Source organism: Candidatus Omnitrophota bacterium, assembly GCA_018894435.1.
Lineage (GTDB): Bacteria > Omnitrophota > Gorgyraeia > JAHIPI01 > JAHIPI01 > JAHIPI01.
The window spans coordinates 1-14,154 of record JAHIPI010000022.1; the positions used below are offsets into that span (position 1 = coordinate 1).

Annotated in this window: 18 protein-coding genes; all 18 read left to right on the forward strand. The window is 45.7% G+C overall.

Features of this window, described 5'->3' with window-relative positions; genetic code table 11:
- Nucleotides 1–1,810: insulinase family protein (locus tag KKI13_01675; GenBank protein MBU4487759.1), on the forward strand; the 1,810-nt coding region annotated here is incomplete at its 5' end.
- A 58-nt stretch (nucleotides 1,811–1,868) separates the two neighbouring features.
- Nucleotides 1,869–2,723 carry a sugar phosphate isomerase/epimerase gene (locus KKI13_01680; protein MBU4487760.1) on the forward strand — a complete coding sequence of 285 codons (855 nt, stop codon included), beginning with the start codon at nucleotides 1,869–1,871 and terminating at the stop codon, nucleotides 2,721–2,723.
- A 1-nt stretch (nucleotide 2,724) separates the two neighbouring features.
- Nucleotides 2,725–3,531, forward strand: a complete 807-nt coding sequence (gene amrB / locus KKI13_01685) for an AmmeMemoRadiSam system protein B (protein MBU4487761.1) — start codon at nucleotides 2,725–2,727, stop codon at nucleotides 3,529–3,531.
- Nucleotides 3,528–4,337, forward strand: coding sequence for a patatin-like phospholipase family protein (locus KKI13_01690; protein MBU4487762.1), 810 nt, complete (start codon nucleotides 3,528–3,530; stop codon nucleotides 4,335–4,337). The genes amrB and KKI13_01690 overlap by 4 nt, the downstream gene beginning before the upstream one ends.
- Nucleotides 4,334–4,615, forward strand: a complete 282-nt coding sequence (locus KKI13_01695) for a DUF1844 domain-containing protein (GenBank protein MBU4487763.1) — start codon at nucleotides 4,334–4,336, stop codon at nucleotides 4,613–4,615. Before KKI13_01690 ends, KKI13_01695 begins: the two co-directional genes overlap by 4 nt.
- A 4-nt stretch (nucleotides 4,616–4,619) precedes the next feature.
- Nucleotides 4,620–5,648 carry a DNA recombination protein RmuC gene (locus tag KKI13_01700; protein ID MBU4487764.1) on the forward strand — a complete coding sequence of 343 codons (1,029 nt, stop codon included), beginning with the start codon at nucleotides 4,620–4,622 and terminating at the stop codon, nucleotides 5,646–5,648.
- A 95-nt stretch (nucleotides 5,649–5,743) separates the two neighbouring features.
- Nucleotides 5,744–6,751 carry a flippase-like domain-containing protein gene (locus KKI13_01705; protein MBU4487765.1) on the forward strand — a complete coding sequence of 336 codons (1,008 nt, stop codon included), beginning with the start codon at nucleotides 5,744–5,746 and terminating at the stop codon, nucleotides 6,749–6,751.
- 61 nt (nucleotides 6,752–6,812) lie between these two features.
- Nucleotides 6,813–7,253, forward strand: coding sequence for a type II 3-dehydroquinate dehydratase (gene aroQ / locus KKI13_01710; GenBank protein MBU4487766.1), 441 nt, complete (start codon nucleotides 6,813–6,815; stop codon nucleotides 7,251–7,253).
- 20 nt (nucleotides 7,254–7,273) lie between these two features.
- Nucleotides 7,274–8,344, forward strand: coding sequence for a Xaa-Pro peptidase family protein (locus KKI13_01715; protein MBU4487767.1), 1,071 nt, complete (start codon nucleotides 7,274–7,276; stop codon nucleotides 8,342–8,344).
- Entirely contained in the window at nucleotides 8,328–8,882 is a 555-nt protein-coding gene (efp, locus tag KKI13_01720) for an elongation factor P (GenBank protein ID MBU4487768.1), read from the forward strand. Before KKI13_01715 ends, efp begins: the two co-directional genes overlap by 17 nt.
- Before the next feature lie 17 nt (nucleotides 8,883–8,899).
- Entirely contained in the window at nucleotides 8,900–9,358 is a 459-nt protein-coding gene (accB, locus tag KKI13_01725; protein MBU4487769.1) for an acetyl-CoA carboxylase biotin carboxyl carrier protein, read from the forward strand.
- Between the two features lie 9 nt (nucleotides 9,359–9,367).
- Nucleotides 9,368–10,720 (forward strand): acetyl-CoA carboxylase biotin carboxylase subunit, encoded by a 1,353-nt coding sequence (accC, locus tag KKI13_01730; protein MBU4487770.1) that lies wholly within the window; start codon nucleotides 9,368–9,370, stop codon nucleotides 10,718–10,720.
- Nucleotides 10,717–11,085 (forward strand): Asp23/Gls24 family envelope stress response protein, encoded by a 369-nt coding sequence (locus KKI13_01735; GenBank protein MBU4487771.1) that lies wholly within the window; start codon nucleotides 10,717–10,719, stop codon nucleotides 11,083–11,085. Before accC ends, KKI13_01735 begins: the two co-directional genes overlap by 4 nt.
- A gap of 18 nt (nucleotides 11,086–11,103) precedes the next feature.
- Nucleotides 11,104–11,718 (forward strand): alkaline shock response membrane anchor protein AmaP, encoded by a 615-nt coding sequence (gene amaP / locus KKI13_01740; protein ID MBU4487772.1) that lies wholly within the window; start codon nucleotides 11,104–11,106, stop codon nucleotides 11,716–11,718.
- Between the two features lie 14 nt (nucleotides 11,719–11,732).
- A complete protein-coding gene (locus KKI13_01745; GenBank protein MBU4487773.1) occupies nucleotides 11,733–12,764 on the forward strand; it encodes a 6-phosphofructokinase in 1,032 nt (343 codons plus the stop codon).
- Nucleotides 12,765–12,771: 7 nt separating this feature from the next.
- Nucleotides 12,772–13,359: a D-sedoheptulose 7-phosphate isomerase gene (locus tag KKI13_01750; GenBank protein MBU4487774.1), complete on the forward strand. Its 588-nt coding sequence runs from the start codon at nucleotides 12,772–12,774 to the stop codon at nucleotides 13,357–13,359.
- On the forward strand, nucleotides 13,343–13,825 hold the full coding sequence (gene rfaE2, locus KKI13_01755; protein MBU4487775.1) for a D-glycero-beta-D-manno-heptose 1-phosphate adenylyltransferase: 483 nt from the start codon (nucleotides 13,343–13,345) through the stop codon (nucleotides 13,823–13,825). Before KKI13_01750 ends, rfaE2 begins: the two co-directional genes overlap by 17 nt.
- The coding region (locus KKI13_01760; protein ID MBU4487776.1) for a hypothetical protein at nucleotides 13,822–14,154 on the forward strand (333 nt) is incomplete at its 3' end. The genes rfaE2 and KKI13_01760, both read left to right, overlap by 4 nt.

Consider the following 14,154-nt stretch of genomic DNA (forward strand, 5'->3'; position numbering starts at 1 on the left):
TCACGCCGCCCTATCGTATAGAAGTGTCTCCATAAATGATCCTTCGCTCTATGCCCTTGACGTGCTTGCTACTATTTTGGCGAGCGGGGAGGGTTCGATCCTCACCAAAGAACTCCGAGATAATAAGAAGCTCGCATATTTTATATCTTGTTATAACTCCACTTTGCGCCGAAACGGTTTATTTTTCATATCTTTCATAGCAGAAAGCGGTAATGTAGCGCTCGCTATTTCCGAAATATTAAAGATACTTGAGGGCATAAAGAAAGACGGTGTGGCGCGCGCGGATTTAGAAAAGGCTAAGAAAATGGCCGCCGTGGATTTCCTTGAATCTTTACAAACGGCCCAGGGAAGGGGAATGGACCTTATTTCAAGCGAGGCCCTGACGAATGATTATAATTTTTCGCAAAAATACCTTGAAAGATTGAATAGCGTAAGTACTGAAGATATTAAAACCGCCGCCGGTATTTATTTGGATGAAAGTAAGCTCAATGTAGCGCTCATTATGCCGGAAGGTTTCGGCTCCGAAAACGAAACGCCTGTAGGCGGAAAAATGGAAAACAATGTCCGCAATATAACGCATCAGGCATTACCGAGCGGCGTACGCGTAATAATATGCGAAGATCACTCGCTTCCTATATGCACTATATCGGCGATGTTTCTTGGCGGTGTCCGATTCGAAAGTAAGGATTGTAACGGCATATCGAACCTGGCGTCGCGTCTTATGCTCGACGGAACTTCCGAGCGCAATGAAGAAGAAATCAAGGCCGCTATAGAATCCCTTGGCGGTAGCATACACAGCATAAGCGGCATGAACAGCTTCGGCATAACTTTGAACTTTGCCTCAAGTGATTGGAAAAACGCACTTGAGATACTAAGCGATGTCATAAAGCATCCGGTATTTGACGAAATCAAGATAGATAAAGAAAAGGCACTTGCCCTGGCGGCAATAAAGGAGCGCGACGACAGCATAGTGGAATACGGCCTCCTTCTTTTCAGGGAAAACTTTTTCAAAGACAGCCCTTACAGCCGGCCGGTCCTTGGGCATGCCGAGACTGTAGAGGCTATCAATAAGGATGGTATCCTGAATTATTACGACTCTTTTACCCAGCCTTCACTTATGGTGATTACGGCTACAGGCGACATTGATAAGGAAGCTTTTATTGCGGAGGTTAAAAAAGAGTTCGGCTCCGCGAAACAGGCCGATACAAAGCTGCCCGATATACCTGTCAGCCTAAACGCAAAAACGAGAGATGATATAAAGAGCTCGATGGAACGGGAGCAGTCAATAATACTGATCGGGTTTCCTGCGGTAAAGATAACCGACCCCGACAGGTATGCTTTCGAAGTAATAGACTCCATAATGTCAGGTTCTGACGGACGTCTTTTTAATAACGTGCGGAGTCGCTTAGGTGTTTCTTATTCACTCGGGTCTATTTTTATGCCGGGCGTAGATCCCGGATGCCATATTTTCTATGTTATTACGTCAGCCAAAAATATAAGCGTGGCCAAAGACGCCATCCTTAAAGAAATTAAAAGATTAAAGACCGAATCAATACCGGAAAAAGAGCTCGATGCCGCAAAGCGTTACCTTATTGCCAAAAACATAACCGACATTGAGGAAAATGCGTCCATTAACTTAAAAATGGCCCTTGATGAGCTGTATGGCTTGGGTTACAACAATTTCGAAACATATAAAGACAAAATATCAGCCATTACCCCGGGCCAGATCAAGAGGGTGATCAATCAGTATTTTAACACCGATGACCGCCTTATAGTGACCATATACGGCAAGGAAGGGAACGGGGAATAGGATCGTGTTCGGAATATCCACATCATGGAATTACGCAAGGCACAGCAATGCGAGGTCCATGATCGAAGAAATAAAAGCGATAGGTGTAGATTCGGTAGAGCTGAACTTCAAGCTGACAAAAGAGATGGTGGATGAAGTCGGCAGGCTTGTTGATGAAGGTTTTGTAAAAGTCGCAAGCGTACACAATTTTTGCCCTGTTCCTCAGTTCGTTGCGATAAAAGATGCATCGCCCGACTATTATTCGCTGGCATCTCTCGATGCGGCCGAAAGAAAAATGGCCGTTTCTGAGACCAAGCATACTATAGATACCGCCTGCCGCCTAAAGGCAAAAGCGGTAGTGGTTCACGCGGGCAGACTGGACATAAAGGATAGAACCCGAGAGCTCGGAAAGGCCATTGAGGACGGCATAGATCCCAGGGCATTGATATCCGCCATGCAGGAAGAAAGAGAAGGTGCCTTGAAGAAGGGTTACCTGGACTGCCTTCTTGAAAGCATAAAAGAACTGCTTGCCTATTCGAAAAAGGCAGGGATAAAGATCGGGCTTGAAAACAGGTTCTATTTTCGGGAGCTGCCTTCTATAGAGGATTTTGACGCGATATTCGATATGTTTAAAGACCCGGATATATCTTACTGGCATGATACCGGCCATGCCCAGATATACGAAAATTTAAAACTTCTGCGTCACGAGGATTATCTTAACAAATTCGCGCATCGGCTTTTAGGAGTCCATTTGCACGACGTAAAGGGAGTTATAGACGACCATAACGCGCCCTTTACGGGCGATTTCGATTTTTCTATTTTAAAGCCGTTTTTAAACAAAAATGTAATAAAGATTTTAGAGCCGCATGCGCCGGCCCAAAGAGAAGATATACAAATCGCTATTAAGCGCCTAAAGCAATTATACGGAGAATAGAATGTCGGTAATACGGGAACCTGTCGTCGCCGGACAATTTTACCCGGACACAAAATCGGAACTCGAAAAAATGCTATCGGGCCTTACGGAAAAAGCGAAAAAGGAAAATGTAATTGGCGCGATCTCCCCTCATGCCGGATATATCTACTCCGGAGGCGTAGCGGGTAAGGTGCTATCAAGATTGCCTGATCGGAAGACGTTCATAATTATTGGGCCCAATCATACGGGACGCGGAATGGCATTCAGCGTATTTCCCGAAGGTAAATGGCGCACGCCGCTCGGGCTTGTTGACGTTGATTATGATATGGCGAAGCGGCTTATACAAAATTCGGATCTTTTTGAAGCCGATGAAGCGGCGCATGCCTATGAACATTCCATAGAAGTCCAGATACCGTTTCTGCAGTATTTGATGAAAGATTTTAAGATACTGCCCATTATCATAAGCAGTACGGATATGGTGAATCTAAAGCGGGCCGGAAAAGATATTGCGGAAATGGCAAAAACGGAGGGAGTAAATTTTTCTATCATAGCGTCGAGCGATATGACTCATTACGAAGCGCAGGAGGCTGCCGAAAAAAAAGACAAGGCGGCGCTCGCGTCCATATTGGAACTTGACGAAAATAAATTGGCCGAAAAAGTCGCCGGCATGGATATCTCCATGTGCGGAATAGCGCCGGTAATCGTGATGCTTTCGGCCTCGAAATATCTCGGGGCTAAAACGGCCGAATTGGTAGATTATAAAACAAGCGGCGAGGTGTCCGGCGATTACGCATCCGTCGTCGGCTACGGAGGTGTAATAATAAAATGAGCATAGGAAATAAAATAGCCTCTATATTCAAAAAGAAAAAAGTGGCGCTGGTTCTGGGCGGGGGGTCCGCGCGCGGAATGGCCCACATAGGCGTACTCAAAGTACTTCAAATCGAGAACATAAAATTTGATCTTGTAGTAGGGACGAGCATAGGCGCTTTTATCGGGGCGAATTATGCCCTTGGCAATGATATTGAAGGCGCCGAGAAGATGGCATTAAAGTTCAAGGCCGCGGAAAACCTCGATTTCACCATACCTCCTACAATGGGTATCATAAAGGGCAACAAAATATACGGCATAATAAAATCTATGCTGGGAGACAACACATTTTCAGACCTTAAGATACCCCTTGCGATAGTAGCGACCGACATAGAAAACGGCGAGGAGGTCGTATTTACAGAAGGGCCGTTGTGCGATGCGGTAAGGGTGAGCTGTTCGTACCCGGGAATATTCGTGCCGCAGCGCATCGGAGGGCGATTATTAGTTGACGGCGGCATAGTAAATACGGTACCGGTAAGCATTGCCCGTCAGATGGGCGCCGATATAGTGGTAGCTGTTGATGTGGGCTTCTGTGTAAACGTGGGAGAAATAAAAAGTATTTTTTCCGTAATATTTCAGACATACCAGATTATGGGCGATGAACTAAACCGTCACCAGGCAAAACAGGCCGACATAATAATACGGCCTGACCTGATAGGCATAGATCAGCTCGCTTTTGACAAAGCGATGACGGCTATCGAAAGCGGCGAACGAGCAGCCGTCGAGAAACTTCCGGAAATCAAAAAGAAATTAGGGGTGCGGCCATGAATAATGAACAGGATAACGATAAAAAAGCGATGGTGCCTGACTTCGGCCTTTTTATTTCGAGCTTGTCTATGCAGGCGCTAATTCTACTGGGCGAGATCGACAGCCCGCTTACTCACAAAAAAGAGATAAACCTGGACCAGGCAAAATACGTTATCGATACCATCGCAATGCTCAAAGATAAAACCCAAAGTAGTCTCACCAAAGAAGAGCTCAGCTTTATGGACAATATACTCTACGAATTACGAATGAAGTATACAGCAAAATCGGGGAAATTATAAGATCATGAATTTTACCTTATTTTTAATACTTGCGGGAGTGTGCGCGGTTCTTTTTCTTACTATCTATGCCTTCTCCAGGCATATAAAAATGATAAATTCTACCGTTTCTGAGCAGTTAAAGGAGATAAACGACAATTTGAGGGCGCATTTTGTGGATAATTCGCGCCTTACGCAGGAAAGAGACCATCATATAGGCACCCGGCTGGATAATACGACACGGGTAGTAGGCGATGTTAAAGAATTATTAGGGCGCGTAGAAGAATCTAGCAGGCGGATTTTTGAAATAGGCAAGGACATATCAAGCCTGCAGGATATCCTTCGGGCACCGAAGATACGCGGCGGTATAGGGCAGTATTTTTTGGAGGATCTCTTAAAGCAGATATTGCCGAAGGAGTATTATGCGCTTGAATATGAATTCAAGAGTAAAGAAAGAGTTGACGCCATAATACGCCTTGCCGGGGGCATGGTTCCGGTAGACGCCAAATTTCCGTTAGATAATTTTAAAAGAATACTCAGCGCGAAGGAGGATAAGGAAAGAGAAGCTTTCAGAAAATGTTTTATAACGGATGTTAAAAACCACATAAAAAAGATATCCGAAAAGTATATATTGCCGGATGAGGGGACTCTTGATTTTGCGCTTATGTATATACCGGCGGAGAACGTATACTATGAAACCATAATAAAAGACGAAAACTTAGGTAACGAGACCGGCGTATTCCAATACGCAACATCAAAAAAGGTGATACCTGTCTCTCCCAGCAGTTTTTATGCTTATCTCATGGTTATACTGCTCGGCCTGAAGGGTATGACCATAGAGCGCCGCGCAAAAGACATAATGCAGCATCTTGCGCGGATAAGAGGAGAATTTGATAGGTTTTCTGATGACTTCGGCAAGGTGGGACGGCACATAGACAATGCCAAATCCGCCTACAAGGAGGGCGAAGGACATCTGGTAAAGATAAGCGACAGGTTGTTAAAAATAGAACTGCCTGAATCCTCACCGGGCGAGGTTAAAAAGATCCCCGAAAAATAGGCTTAGCCCGCTTGCCCCATTTGATATTGACTCCTGCGAAACTTTATGCTATATTAATTGCTCTATTAAACACTGTAATATAATATACTAATTTTATGAATGCAAAAACATGGATCTCTTCGCTTTTTAGGGCACTTGTCAGCATTGGATTAATATTTGCCCTTATCTATATCATGCGAGACAGCCTGCCGGGAATGATGGCCACTTTGAAGCGCGCTTCGCCCTCCCTATTCATATTAAGCGCGTTGGTGTATCTAGCGGCTATGCTAATAACCTCTTTTAGGCTGCGCATTCTGCTTGCCTTACAGGGAATCAAGATGGCGACCGTGGATGTATTTCGTCTAAATCTTGTCGGGTGCTTTTTCTCGAGTTTTCTTCCCACATCGGTTGGCGGCGATATAGTGAAGGCATTTTACATCTCGAAAGAAGCCAAGCGAGCCACACAAGCTTACACATCTGTATTTATAGACAGGTTCCTGGGCATGTTTACCATATTCCTTATTGCGCTGACAGCCCTTATTTTAACAAAAGATACATCGGGGTTCCGCCTGACATGGTTATTAGCTATACTTATAGCGGGCAGCCTTTTGTTAATGTTGGTATTGTTCAATAAAAAACTGGCGAAGAACTTTTCGCTTCCGATAATGTTTTTAATACCTGCCAAAATAAAGAATGAAATAAAGAACGTTTATAACGCCTTGCACAATTACAAAAACCACAAAAGAGAGATATTCGATTGTTTTGTGCTCTCGGCAATTGGGCAGATTGTTGCTTTTTCGGCGGCATATTTTCTTGCACTCGGCATTAAGTCCTACATACCTCTGAGGCTCACTCTTCTGGTCATGCCCGTCTCTTCAATAGTAAGCATGCTGCCCTCAATAAACGGCGTAGGCCCCCGGGAGATGTCAATAGTATTTATGCTCAAGCCCTTTATAGGCGAGAGTGCCGCAGGCGCTATAGCCTTTTTATGGCTGGGATTGGTCTTGTTGGCGGCATTACTCGGCGGTATCGCATATATGTTCATGGGCCATTACAAGCTTAATATAGAAACGATAACCAAGATACAGGAAACCACCCTTCGACAAGCTCAGGATGGTTCGTAGCGTGGCGAGCGAAGTCGAACCATAATCGAACAACAATAGTCGGCAAGGAAGAGAGGCGGCGATGGCAAAGATCCTTGTGATACACGGACCGAATTTAGACCTTTTAGGCAAACGTGAAACGGATATCTACGGAAAAACCGATTTAAAAACCATTAATACCGCTATATCCGAGAAAGCGAAGTCGCTTGGAGTAGACGTAGAAGCCTTCCAGTCAAACCACGAGGGCGAGATAGTTGACAGGATAGGTAAGTCGGAAGGTATTTTCAGCGCGATAGTCATCAATCCCGCGGCGTACACACATACGAGCGTTGCAATAAGGGATGCTATAAGTGCCGTAAAGCTTCCCGTCATCGAGGTGCATCTATCAAACATCTATGCGCGCGAAGAGTTCAGGCAAAAATCACTCATTTCACCCGTAGTCAAGGGCACGGTATCCGGATTCGGCCCGGCGAGCTACTTGTTAGGGCTTGAGGCCGCGGCAGAGATGTGTAAACCCCGTTAACGGGCGAAGAAGGTCGAATAATGCACTGCCAAAGAAGGATTTCAGAGCTTACAAGAAGGATGAAAAAAGATGGGCTCGATGCCTTTATTGTCAGCAAGCCTGAAAATATATTTTATTTAACGTCTTTTCTCTCGGATAGCATCATACTTGTAGTAAGCCCGAAAAAGAAATTCGCCATAACGGACTTCAGGTATGCGGAAGCCGCCGGCAATAAGGTGAAAGGATTTGAATTAATAATCCTGGGTAGTAAACTTAATACCTTTTCCCAAGCCATATCCGCGGTGCTGGAAAAGAGTAGAACTAAGAAGGTTGGATTTGAAGCCTCTTCGCTGACTTTCTTACAGTATAAAAATATAAAGCTCGCCCTTAGAAATAAGGCGCTTCGTCCGTGTACCGATCTTTTGGAGTCGCTCAGGGAAATAAAAGATTCTGGCGAGATTGATACGATAAAGCGGGCGTTTGCCATTACGAAGGAAGCGTTAAAAGAGGTAAAACGCGTTCTCAGTCCGAATATTACCGAGCGAGAAGTAGTGCTGCGCATAAAAGAATCTTTTATCAGACAAGGCGCTGAGGGCGCAGCATTTGAGCCTATAGTAGCGACTCAGCCGGGTGCGTCCGAGCCGCATTATAGCGCCAAAGCTAAAAAGTTAGGAAAAGACAAACCCATTCTTGTAGATTTGGGAGCCAAATATAACGGTTATAATTCCGACTTGACAAGGGTATTGCCATTGGGTAAAATGAACACTAAATTTACGGCATTATATCAAATATTACTGGAAGCCCAGAAGAGGGCAATGGACATAATACGGCCTGGCGCAAGGATATCCGATGTGGACAGCGCTGCCAGGCAATATATTGCCGGCGAAGGTTTTGGCCGGTTTTTCGGCCATTCCCTGGGCCATGGTATCGGACTTGAGGTCCACGAGAAGCCCACAATAAGCGCTAGAAACACAGGTTTGTTGCGCGAGGGAATGGTCTTCACAGTAGAGCCCGGCATATACATACCCGGCTGCGGCGGGCTAAGGTTGGAAGATACGGTTTTAGTGACAAAGAAAGGTTGCAGGACTTTGACTCATGATATCGATAAATGAATTAAGAGGCGGCATATTTATAAAATGGGATGGTGAGTTGTATATTGTTGTGAATTCGCAACATTACAAGCCGGGCAAAGGAGGCGCCTTTGTCAGGTCTAAGTTAAAAAGCATCAGGACGGGAAATACTATCGACCGGACCTTTCGCCCAGCTGATCTCATAGAGGAGATATTTATCGAGGAAAGAGACTACCATTACATGTATTACGACGGCCTGTATCATTTTATGGACAACGAGACTTACGAGCAGACAGCGCTTCCGGAGGCAACAGTCGGAGAAGCGGCAAAGTATTTAAAGGAAAATGTGCAGATTACCGCCCAGATACATGACGCCAAGGTGTTGAGCGTAAAGCTGCCCTTATTTTTAAAATTTAAGATTGTAGAAACAGAGCCGGGCGTAAGAGGAGATACCGTAAAAGCCGGCACAAAGAGCGCCAAAATAGAGACCGGCGCCACAGTCCAGGTGCCGTTATTTATAGAGAACGGGGAAATTATAACTGTAGATACCCGTACCGGAAAATACACAGGCCGAGCATAAATTTTAAAGGGGTGTTTATGAATATAAAAGAAATCAAAGAAGTCATAAATCTTATGAACGATAACGGGTTGACAGAGATAGAGCTGGAAAAAGACGGACTCAAGATACGGCTCGTGAAGGGACGCGAGGGCATGATTGAGACGAGCGTGCTGGATAGAGGGGCAGAAAAAGCGATCCCGGCGTCGAGCGTCCGGCAAATGCAGTCGGAACAAGCAGCGGCACTTGTGAAATCCAAAAATCTGGAAATAAAATCGCCGATGGTCGGGACATTCTATGCGTCACCTTCTCCGGACGCCCCTCCTTTTGTCAAGGTGGGCGACAATGTGGCGCTCGGCCAGGTAGTATGCATAATTGAGGCCATGAAGCTCATGAATGAAATCAAATCAGAGATAAAGGGCAAGGTAGCCGCTGTTCTAGTAGAAAATGCCGATCCGGTCGAGTTTAGTCAAACATTGTTTCTAGTCGAACCGGTATAAGGAGATCGCATGTTTTCTAAGATACTGATAGCAAATCGCGGGGAAATAGCGCTCAGGATAATCCGCGCGTGTAAAGAAATGGGTATAAAGACTGTAGCGGTCTATTCGGAAGCAGACGCTGAATCCCCGCACGTTAAGCTTGCCGATGAAGCCGTATGTATAGGGCCGGCGCCAAGCGCCAAAAGCTATCTTAATATACCGTCCATTATAAGCGCCGCTGAGATTACGGACGTCGAGGCAATACATCCCGGTTACGGATTCCTTGCCGAAGACGCTCACTTTGCCGAAATATGCCAGTCGTGCCAAATAAAATTCATAGGGCCCTCCCCTGAGAGCATAAGGCTGATGGGAGATAAGCTGGCGGCAAAAAACACCGTCAGGCGCGTCGGCTTGCCGGTAGTGCCCGGAACAGACAAGGTAATAAAGACAAAAGAAGATGCCCTCAAAGTCTCCAATAAGCTAAAATATCCTGTTATCGTTAAAGCGGCGGCGGGCGGCGGCGGGCGCGGCATGCGAATATGCCACAACGATGTGCGGTTGGTAAGCGCTATTCTTACGGCACAACGCGAAGCGGAAGTCGCTTTTGGAAACCCTGATATTTACATAGAAAAATACATAGAAAAACCCCGCCATATTGAAATACAGCTTTTAGGGGACCAATACGGCCATATAGTATATCTGGGAGAACGTGACTGTACTATACAAAGGCGCCATCAAAAACTGATCGAGGAGACGCCCTCGCTTGCCGTAAACGAAAAACTGAGAAAAAAGATGGGCGAACTAGCTGTAAAGGCCGCCAAAAGCGTAAACTATTATAGCGCCGGAACTATAGAATTTCTACTGGACAAAAGTGGCGAGTTCTATTTTATGGAAATGAATACAAGGATACAGGTGGAGCATCCGGTAACCGAGATGGTCACGGGTATTGACCTTATAAAAGAGCAAATAGCCATTGCTAACGGAAAACACCTTACGATAAAACAGGAAGATATTAAACTAAACGGGTGGGCAATCGAATCGCGCATATACGCAGAAGACCCTGACAATAATTTCATGCCCTCTCCCGGCAAAATAACCGAATATGAAGCGCCGGGCGGCAGGGGCGTACGCCTGGACACGCATGTCCACTCCGGGTTCGAGGTATCACCTTACTACGACTCGATGATAGGCAAGCTCATAACCCACGGAAGGACGCGGAAAGAGGCGATAGATATAATGAAACGGGCTCTCGAGGAATACAAAATAAAGCCAATAAAAACAACGATACCGCTTCTTAGGAATATCTTCAATAATCCTATGTTTGTTAAGGGTGATATTGCCACTGATTTCTTGAGCGGTTTAGAGGAGGAATCCAAAACATGAATACGGGATATCCTGGATATGACAACATACAATTGGGAGATATACGGCTAGATAATGAAGTCATAAAAAACATTGCCATAAAAGCTGCGACCGAGGTGCAAGGTGTGCACGAACTGCAAAAGGGCCGTATACGGGATATGTGGAGCACCTTGACAGGCAAAACGTCCGCTATGGGAGCCCGGCTTGATTTTCGCGGCAATACTGAATTGAGTATAAAATTGAATCTTACGGTTGAATACGGAGTCAATATAACGGACGCCGCCTCCGCCGTGCAGGAGAACGTAAAAAAAGCTGTTGAGTACATGACAGGACTTAACGTTATCAATGTAACCGTAAACATAATCGGGATGCACTTGAGAAAATAGAGAAGGAGGGTGGGCAAAATGAGAATATTCAGCGGATTTACTATGTTTTTCTACACGGTCGTATTTTTGGCAATAGGATGCGGGCTTATTCTCCTGGTTCTGAACAGGGTACCGATAAACGATTTTGAGCGCGCCATGGAATACCTGTACAATAACATGAATCTCAGGATAAGTATCGGCTTGGTCGGGCTTTTAATAATCATGTACAGCATTGTGGCGCTGCAGGTCGCATTGGGAACCATGCAAAGAGAAAAGACCATCGCATTTGAGAACCCCAGCGGCCAGGTTACAATATCGCTTTCCGCTATAGAAGACTTCATACGGCGGACATCGGACCACATGCCGGAAGTAAAGGAACTGCGCGCGAATGTTACGGCAGGTAAAAAAGGGATAAATGTAATAAACCGCGCGGTCATCTACTCGGATACCAACATACCGGAAGTAACCGAGAAGATACAAGGTATGCTCAAGAATAAAATCCAAGAGATGCTCGGCATTGAAGAAGCTATAAATGTAAAAATACATATCGCTAAGATTGTGCCCGCTGAATCGCCCGAGGCGAAGAATCAGAAGGCGCGCGGAAGGGATGATAAGAGGACTCTCTTTCGCGGAATAGAATACGGAAATACTTAAAAAGGAGAAGTTAAATGGAGAAAATAGGCGTATTAACAGGAGGCGGAGATTGTCCCGGCATAAACCCCGTAATAAGAGGGGTGGTAAGGGCTGCCCTGAAAGATAACAAATACGAAGTAATCGGGCTATTAGACGGATGGCAAGGTATGCTGACAAAAGAGCATGTAAAACTTGATCTGAATTCTGTCTCGGGCATACTCCATCGTGGCGGCACCATACTGGGAACGAGCAGGACAAACCCTTACAAAAAAGAAGGCGGTCCCGCAAAATGCATTCAAAACTTCAAAGAGCTTAAACTGGATGCGCTTATTGCGATTGGCGGAGAGGATACGTTGGGCGTTGCCAATAAGCTTCACAGAGAAGGACTTAATGTAGTGGCCGTGCCAAAAACTATTGATAATGATTTATCAGCTACTGACTTCACGTTCGGCTTTGACACCGCAGTAAATATCGCTACGGAAGCAATAGACAGGCTGCATACCACGGCAGAAAGTCATCACCGCATAATGGTGGTTGAGGTCATGGGCCGTCATGCCGGATGGATCGCGGTATATGCCGGGATTGCCGGAGGTGCCGATGTCATACTTATCCCCGAAATACCCATAGATATAAACGAAGTGGTCACCTTACTCGAGAACCGAAAAAAACGCGGAAAAAATTTCAGCATCGTAGTCGTCGCCGAAGGCGCAAAATTCAAAGATGACAGCATGGTCATACAGGAAGAAAAACTGGATACCTTTGGCCATGTCCGACTCGGAGGTATAGGGCAGGTCTTAAGCGACCAGATTGAAAAGATGACCGGATTCGAGACAAGGGTAACGGTGCTAGGCCACATACAAAGAGGCGGATCGCCCACAGCGTTTGACAGAGTGCTTGGAGCCCGTTTTGGCGTTGCGGCTGTGGAATTGATCAAAAAGAAGAAATTCGGAAGAATGGTAAGCCTTAGCGGCGTCGACATTATAGATGTGCCGCTTGAAAAAGCCGTAGGAAAACTAAAGACGGTGGATATGGGCTTATACGATGTTGCCAAAATATTCCTAGGATAAAACCGCTATGAAAAAAAATATAGAAGAGATAATCAACTCGAGCATTGAGGTTAAAAAACGGCTTCTTGAAAAAGAGCTGTCCAATTTGGAAAAGACCGTTTCCGTGATAGTGGATTGCATATCTCGTGGCGGCAAGATACTTCTTTTCGGAAACGGTGGAAGTGCCGCTGACAGCCAGCACATAGCTGCGGAATTTGTCGGCAGGTTCCGCGCGGAGCGGCGGGCCTTACCGGCCGTGGCCCTTACTACGAATACTTCTATTCTGACGGCACTATCCAATGATTACGGCTATGACATTTCTTTCAAGCGGCAGATCGAGGCTTTAGGCAATAAAAATGATGTCGCCATAGCAATTTCAACAAGCGGTAACGCTAAAAACGTAATAGAGGCTGTCAAAGAAGCGAAGCAAAAAGGCGTAAAAACCATTGCGCTTACAGGCAAGGGCGGCGGTGCGCTTGCAAAATTGTGCGATGTTGTGATAATAGTGGCATCGAACGACACCGCTCGCATTCAGGAAACCCATATTCTTATAGGCCACATAATAGCCCAATTGGTTGAAGAGGCTTTTACTGATAAAGATGACGCCAAAAAATAGAATTAAATCTCTCCCCAAACTGATCAGAGCGCTGAAACCCTTAAAGAAAAAGGGCAGAAAAATCGTTTTTACTAACGGCTGCTTTGATATTTTGCATAAGGGGCATGTCAGGCTTCTCGAAAAAGCAAAGTCTCTGGGAGATGTGCTGATCGTCGCGCTTAATACGGATGCGTCGGTAAAAAAGATAAAAGGGCAAAAACGTCCGGTCACCAAGCAGAATGACCGGGCTCTTATTATAGCCGCATTGCGGCCGGTCGATTTCGTAACTTTTTTTAATGAAACCACTCCGGAGAAGGCAATAAAGAGAATATCGCCCGATATACTCGTAAAAGGCGGGGATTGGAAAAAATGTATGGTAGTAGGCGCCGGTCATGTGATGTCTAAGGGCGGGAAGGTCTATTCCGTAGATTTCGTCAAGGGCTATTCCACCTCCGGACTTCTAAGGAAAATCAAGCGTTCCCAATGAAGAAACCGCTTACCGGCAGAATAGCGCGGATAATAGACGCGAATACAAACAGGCTGACAGAAGGGCTTCGGGTCTGCGAAGATATAGCAAGGTTCATACTTGATGATAGGCCGGCTACCGAGCACTTCAAATCGATCAGGCATAGGGCATCCTCGGCTTTAAAAGGGCTTGGCGGCGACAAAAAGGCCATTATGCAATTCAGGGACTCGGATGGCGATATAGGAAAACTGAGCATAAAAAGCGAGAAAAGGCGCGGCACCGTAGCGGATGTATTTAAAGCCAACATAAAACGCGGCGAAGAATCGATGCGTGTACTTGAGGAATTTGCA

Bases quoted from the DNA above. Each gene is read 5' to 3' on its own strand.
- accC (MBU4487770.1), top strand. From the start codon at position 9,368: ATGTTTTCTAAGATACTGATAGCAAATCGCGGGGAAATAGCGCTCAGG.
- accB (MBU4487769.1), top strand. From the start codon at position 8,900: ATGAATATAAAAGAAATCAAAGAAGTCATAAATCTTATGAACGATAAC.
- KKI13_01705 (MBU4487765.1), top strand. From the start codon at position 5,744: ATGAATGCAAAAACATGGATCTCTTCGCTTTTTAGGGCACTTGTCAGC.
- KKI13_01715 (MBU4487767.1), top strand. From the start codon at position 7,274: ATGCACTGCCAAAGAAGGATTTCAGAGCTTACAAGAAGGATGAAAAAA.
- amrB (MBU4487761.1), top strand. From the start codon at position 2,725: ATGTCGGTAATACGGGAACCTGTCGTCGCCGGACAATTTTACCCGGAC.
- KKI13_01680 (MBU4487760.1), top strand. From the start codon at position 1,869: ATGATCGAAGAAATAAAAGCGATAGGTGTAGATTCGGTAGAGCTGAAC.
- KKI13_01695 (MBU4487763.1), top strand. From the start codon at position 4,334: ATGAATAATGAACAGGATAACGATAAAAAAGCGATGGTGCCTGACTTC.
- KKI13_01750 (MBU4487774.1), top strand. From the start codon at position 12,772: ATGAAAAAAAATATAGAAGAGATAATCAACTCGAGCATTGAGGTTAAA.
- rfaE2 (MBU4487775.1), top strand. From the start codon at position 13,343: ATGACGCCAAAAAATAGAATTAAATCTCTCCCCAAACTGATCAGAGCG.
- KKI13_01700 (MBU4487764.1), top strand. From the start codon at position 4,620: ATGAATTTTACCTTATTTTTAATACTTGCGGGAGTGTGCGCGGTTCTT.
- efp (MBU4487768.1), top strand. From the start codon at position 8,328: ATGATATCGATAAATGAATTAAGAGGCGGCATATTTATAAAATGGGAT.
- aroQ (MBU4487766.1), top strand. From the start codon at position 6,813: ATGGCAAAGATCCTTGTGATACACGGACCGAATTTAGACCTTTTAGGC.
- KKI13_01690 (MBU4487762.1), top strand. From the start codon at position 3,528: ATGAGCATAGGAAATAAAATAGCCTCTATATTCAAAAAGAAAAAAGTG.
- KKI13_01735 (MBU4487771.1), top strand. From the start codon at position 10,717: ATGAATACGGGATATCCTGGATATGACAACATACAATTGGGAGATATA.
- KKI13_01745 (MBU4487773.1), top strand. From the start codon at position 11,733: ATGGAGAAAATAGGCGTATTAACAGGAGGCGGAGATTGTCCCGGCATA.
- amaP (MBU4487772.1), top strand. From the start codon at position 11,104: ATGAGAATATTCAGCGGATTTACTATGTTTTTCTACACGGTCGTATTT.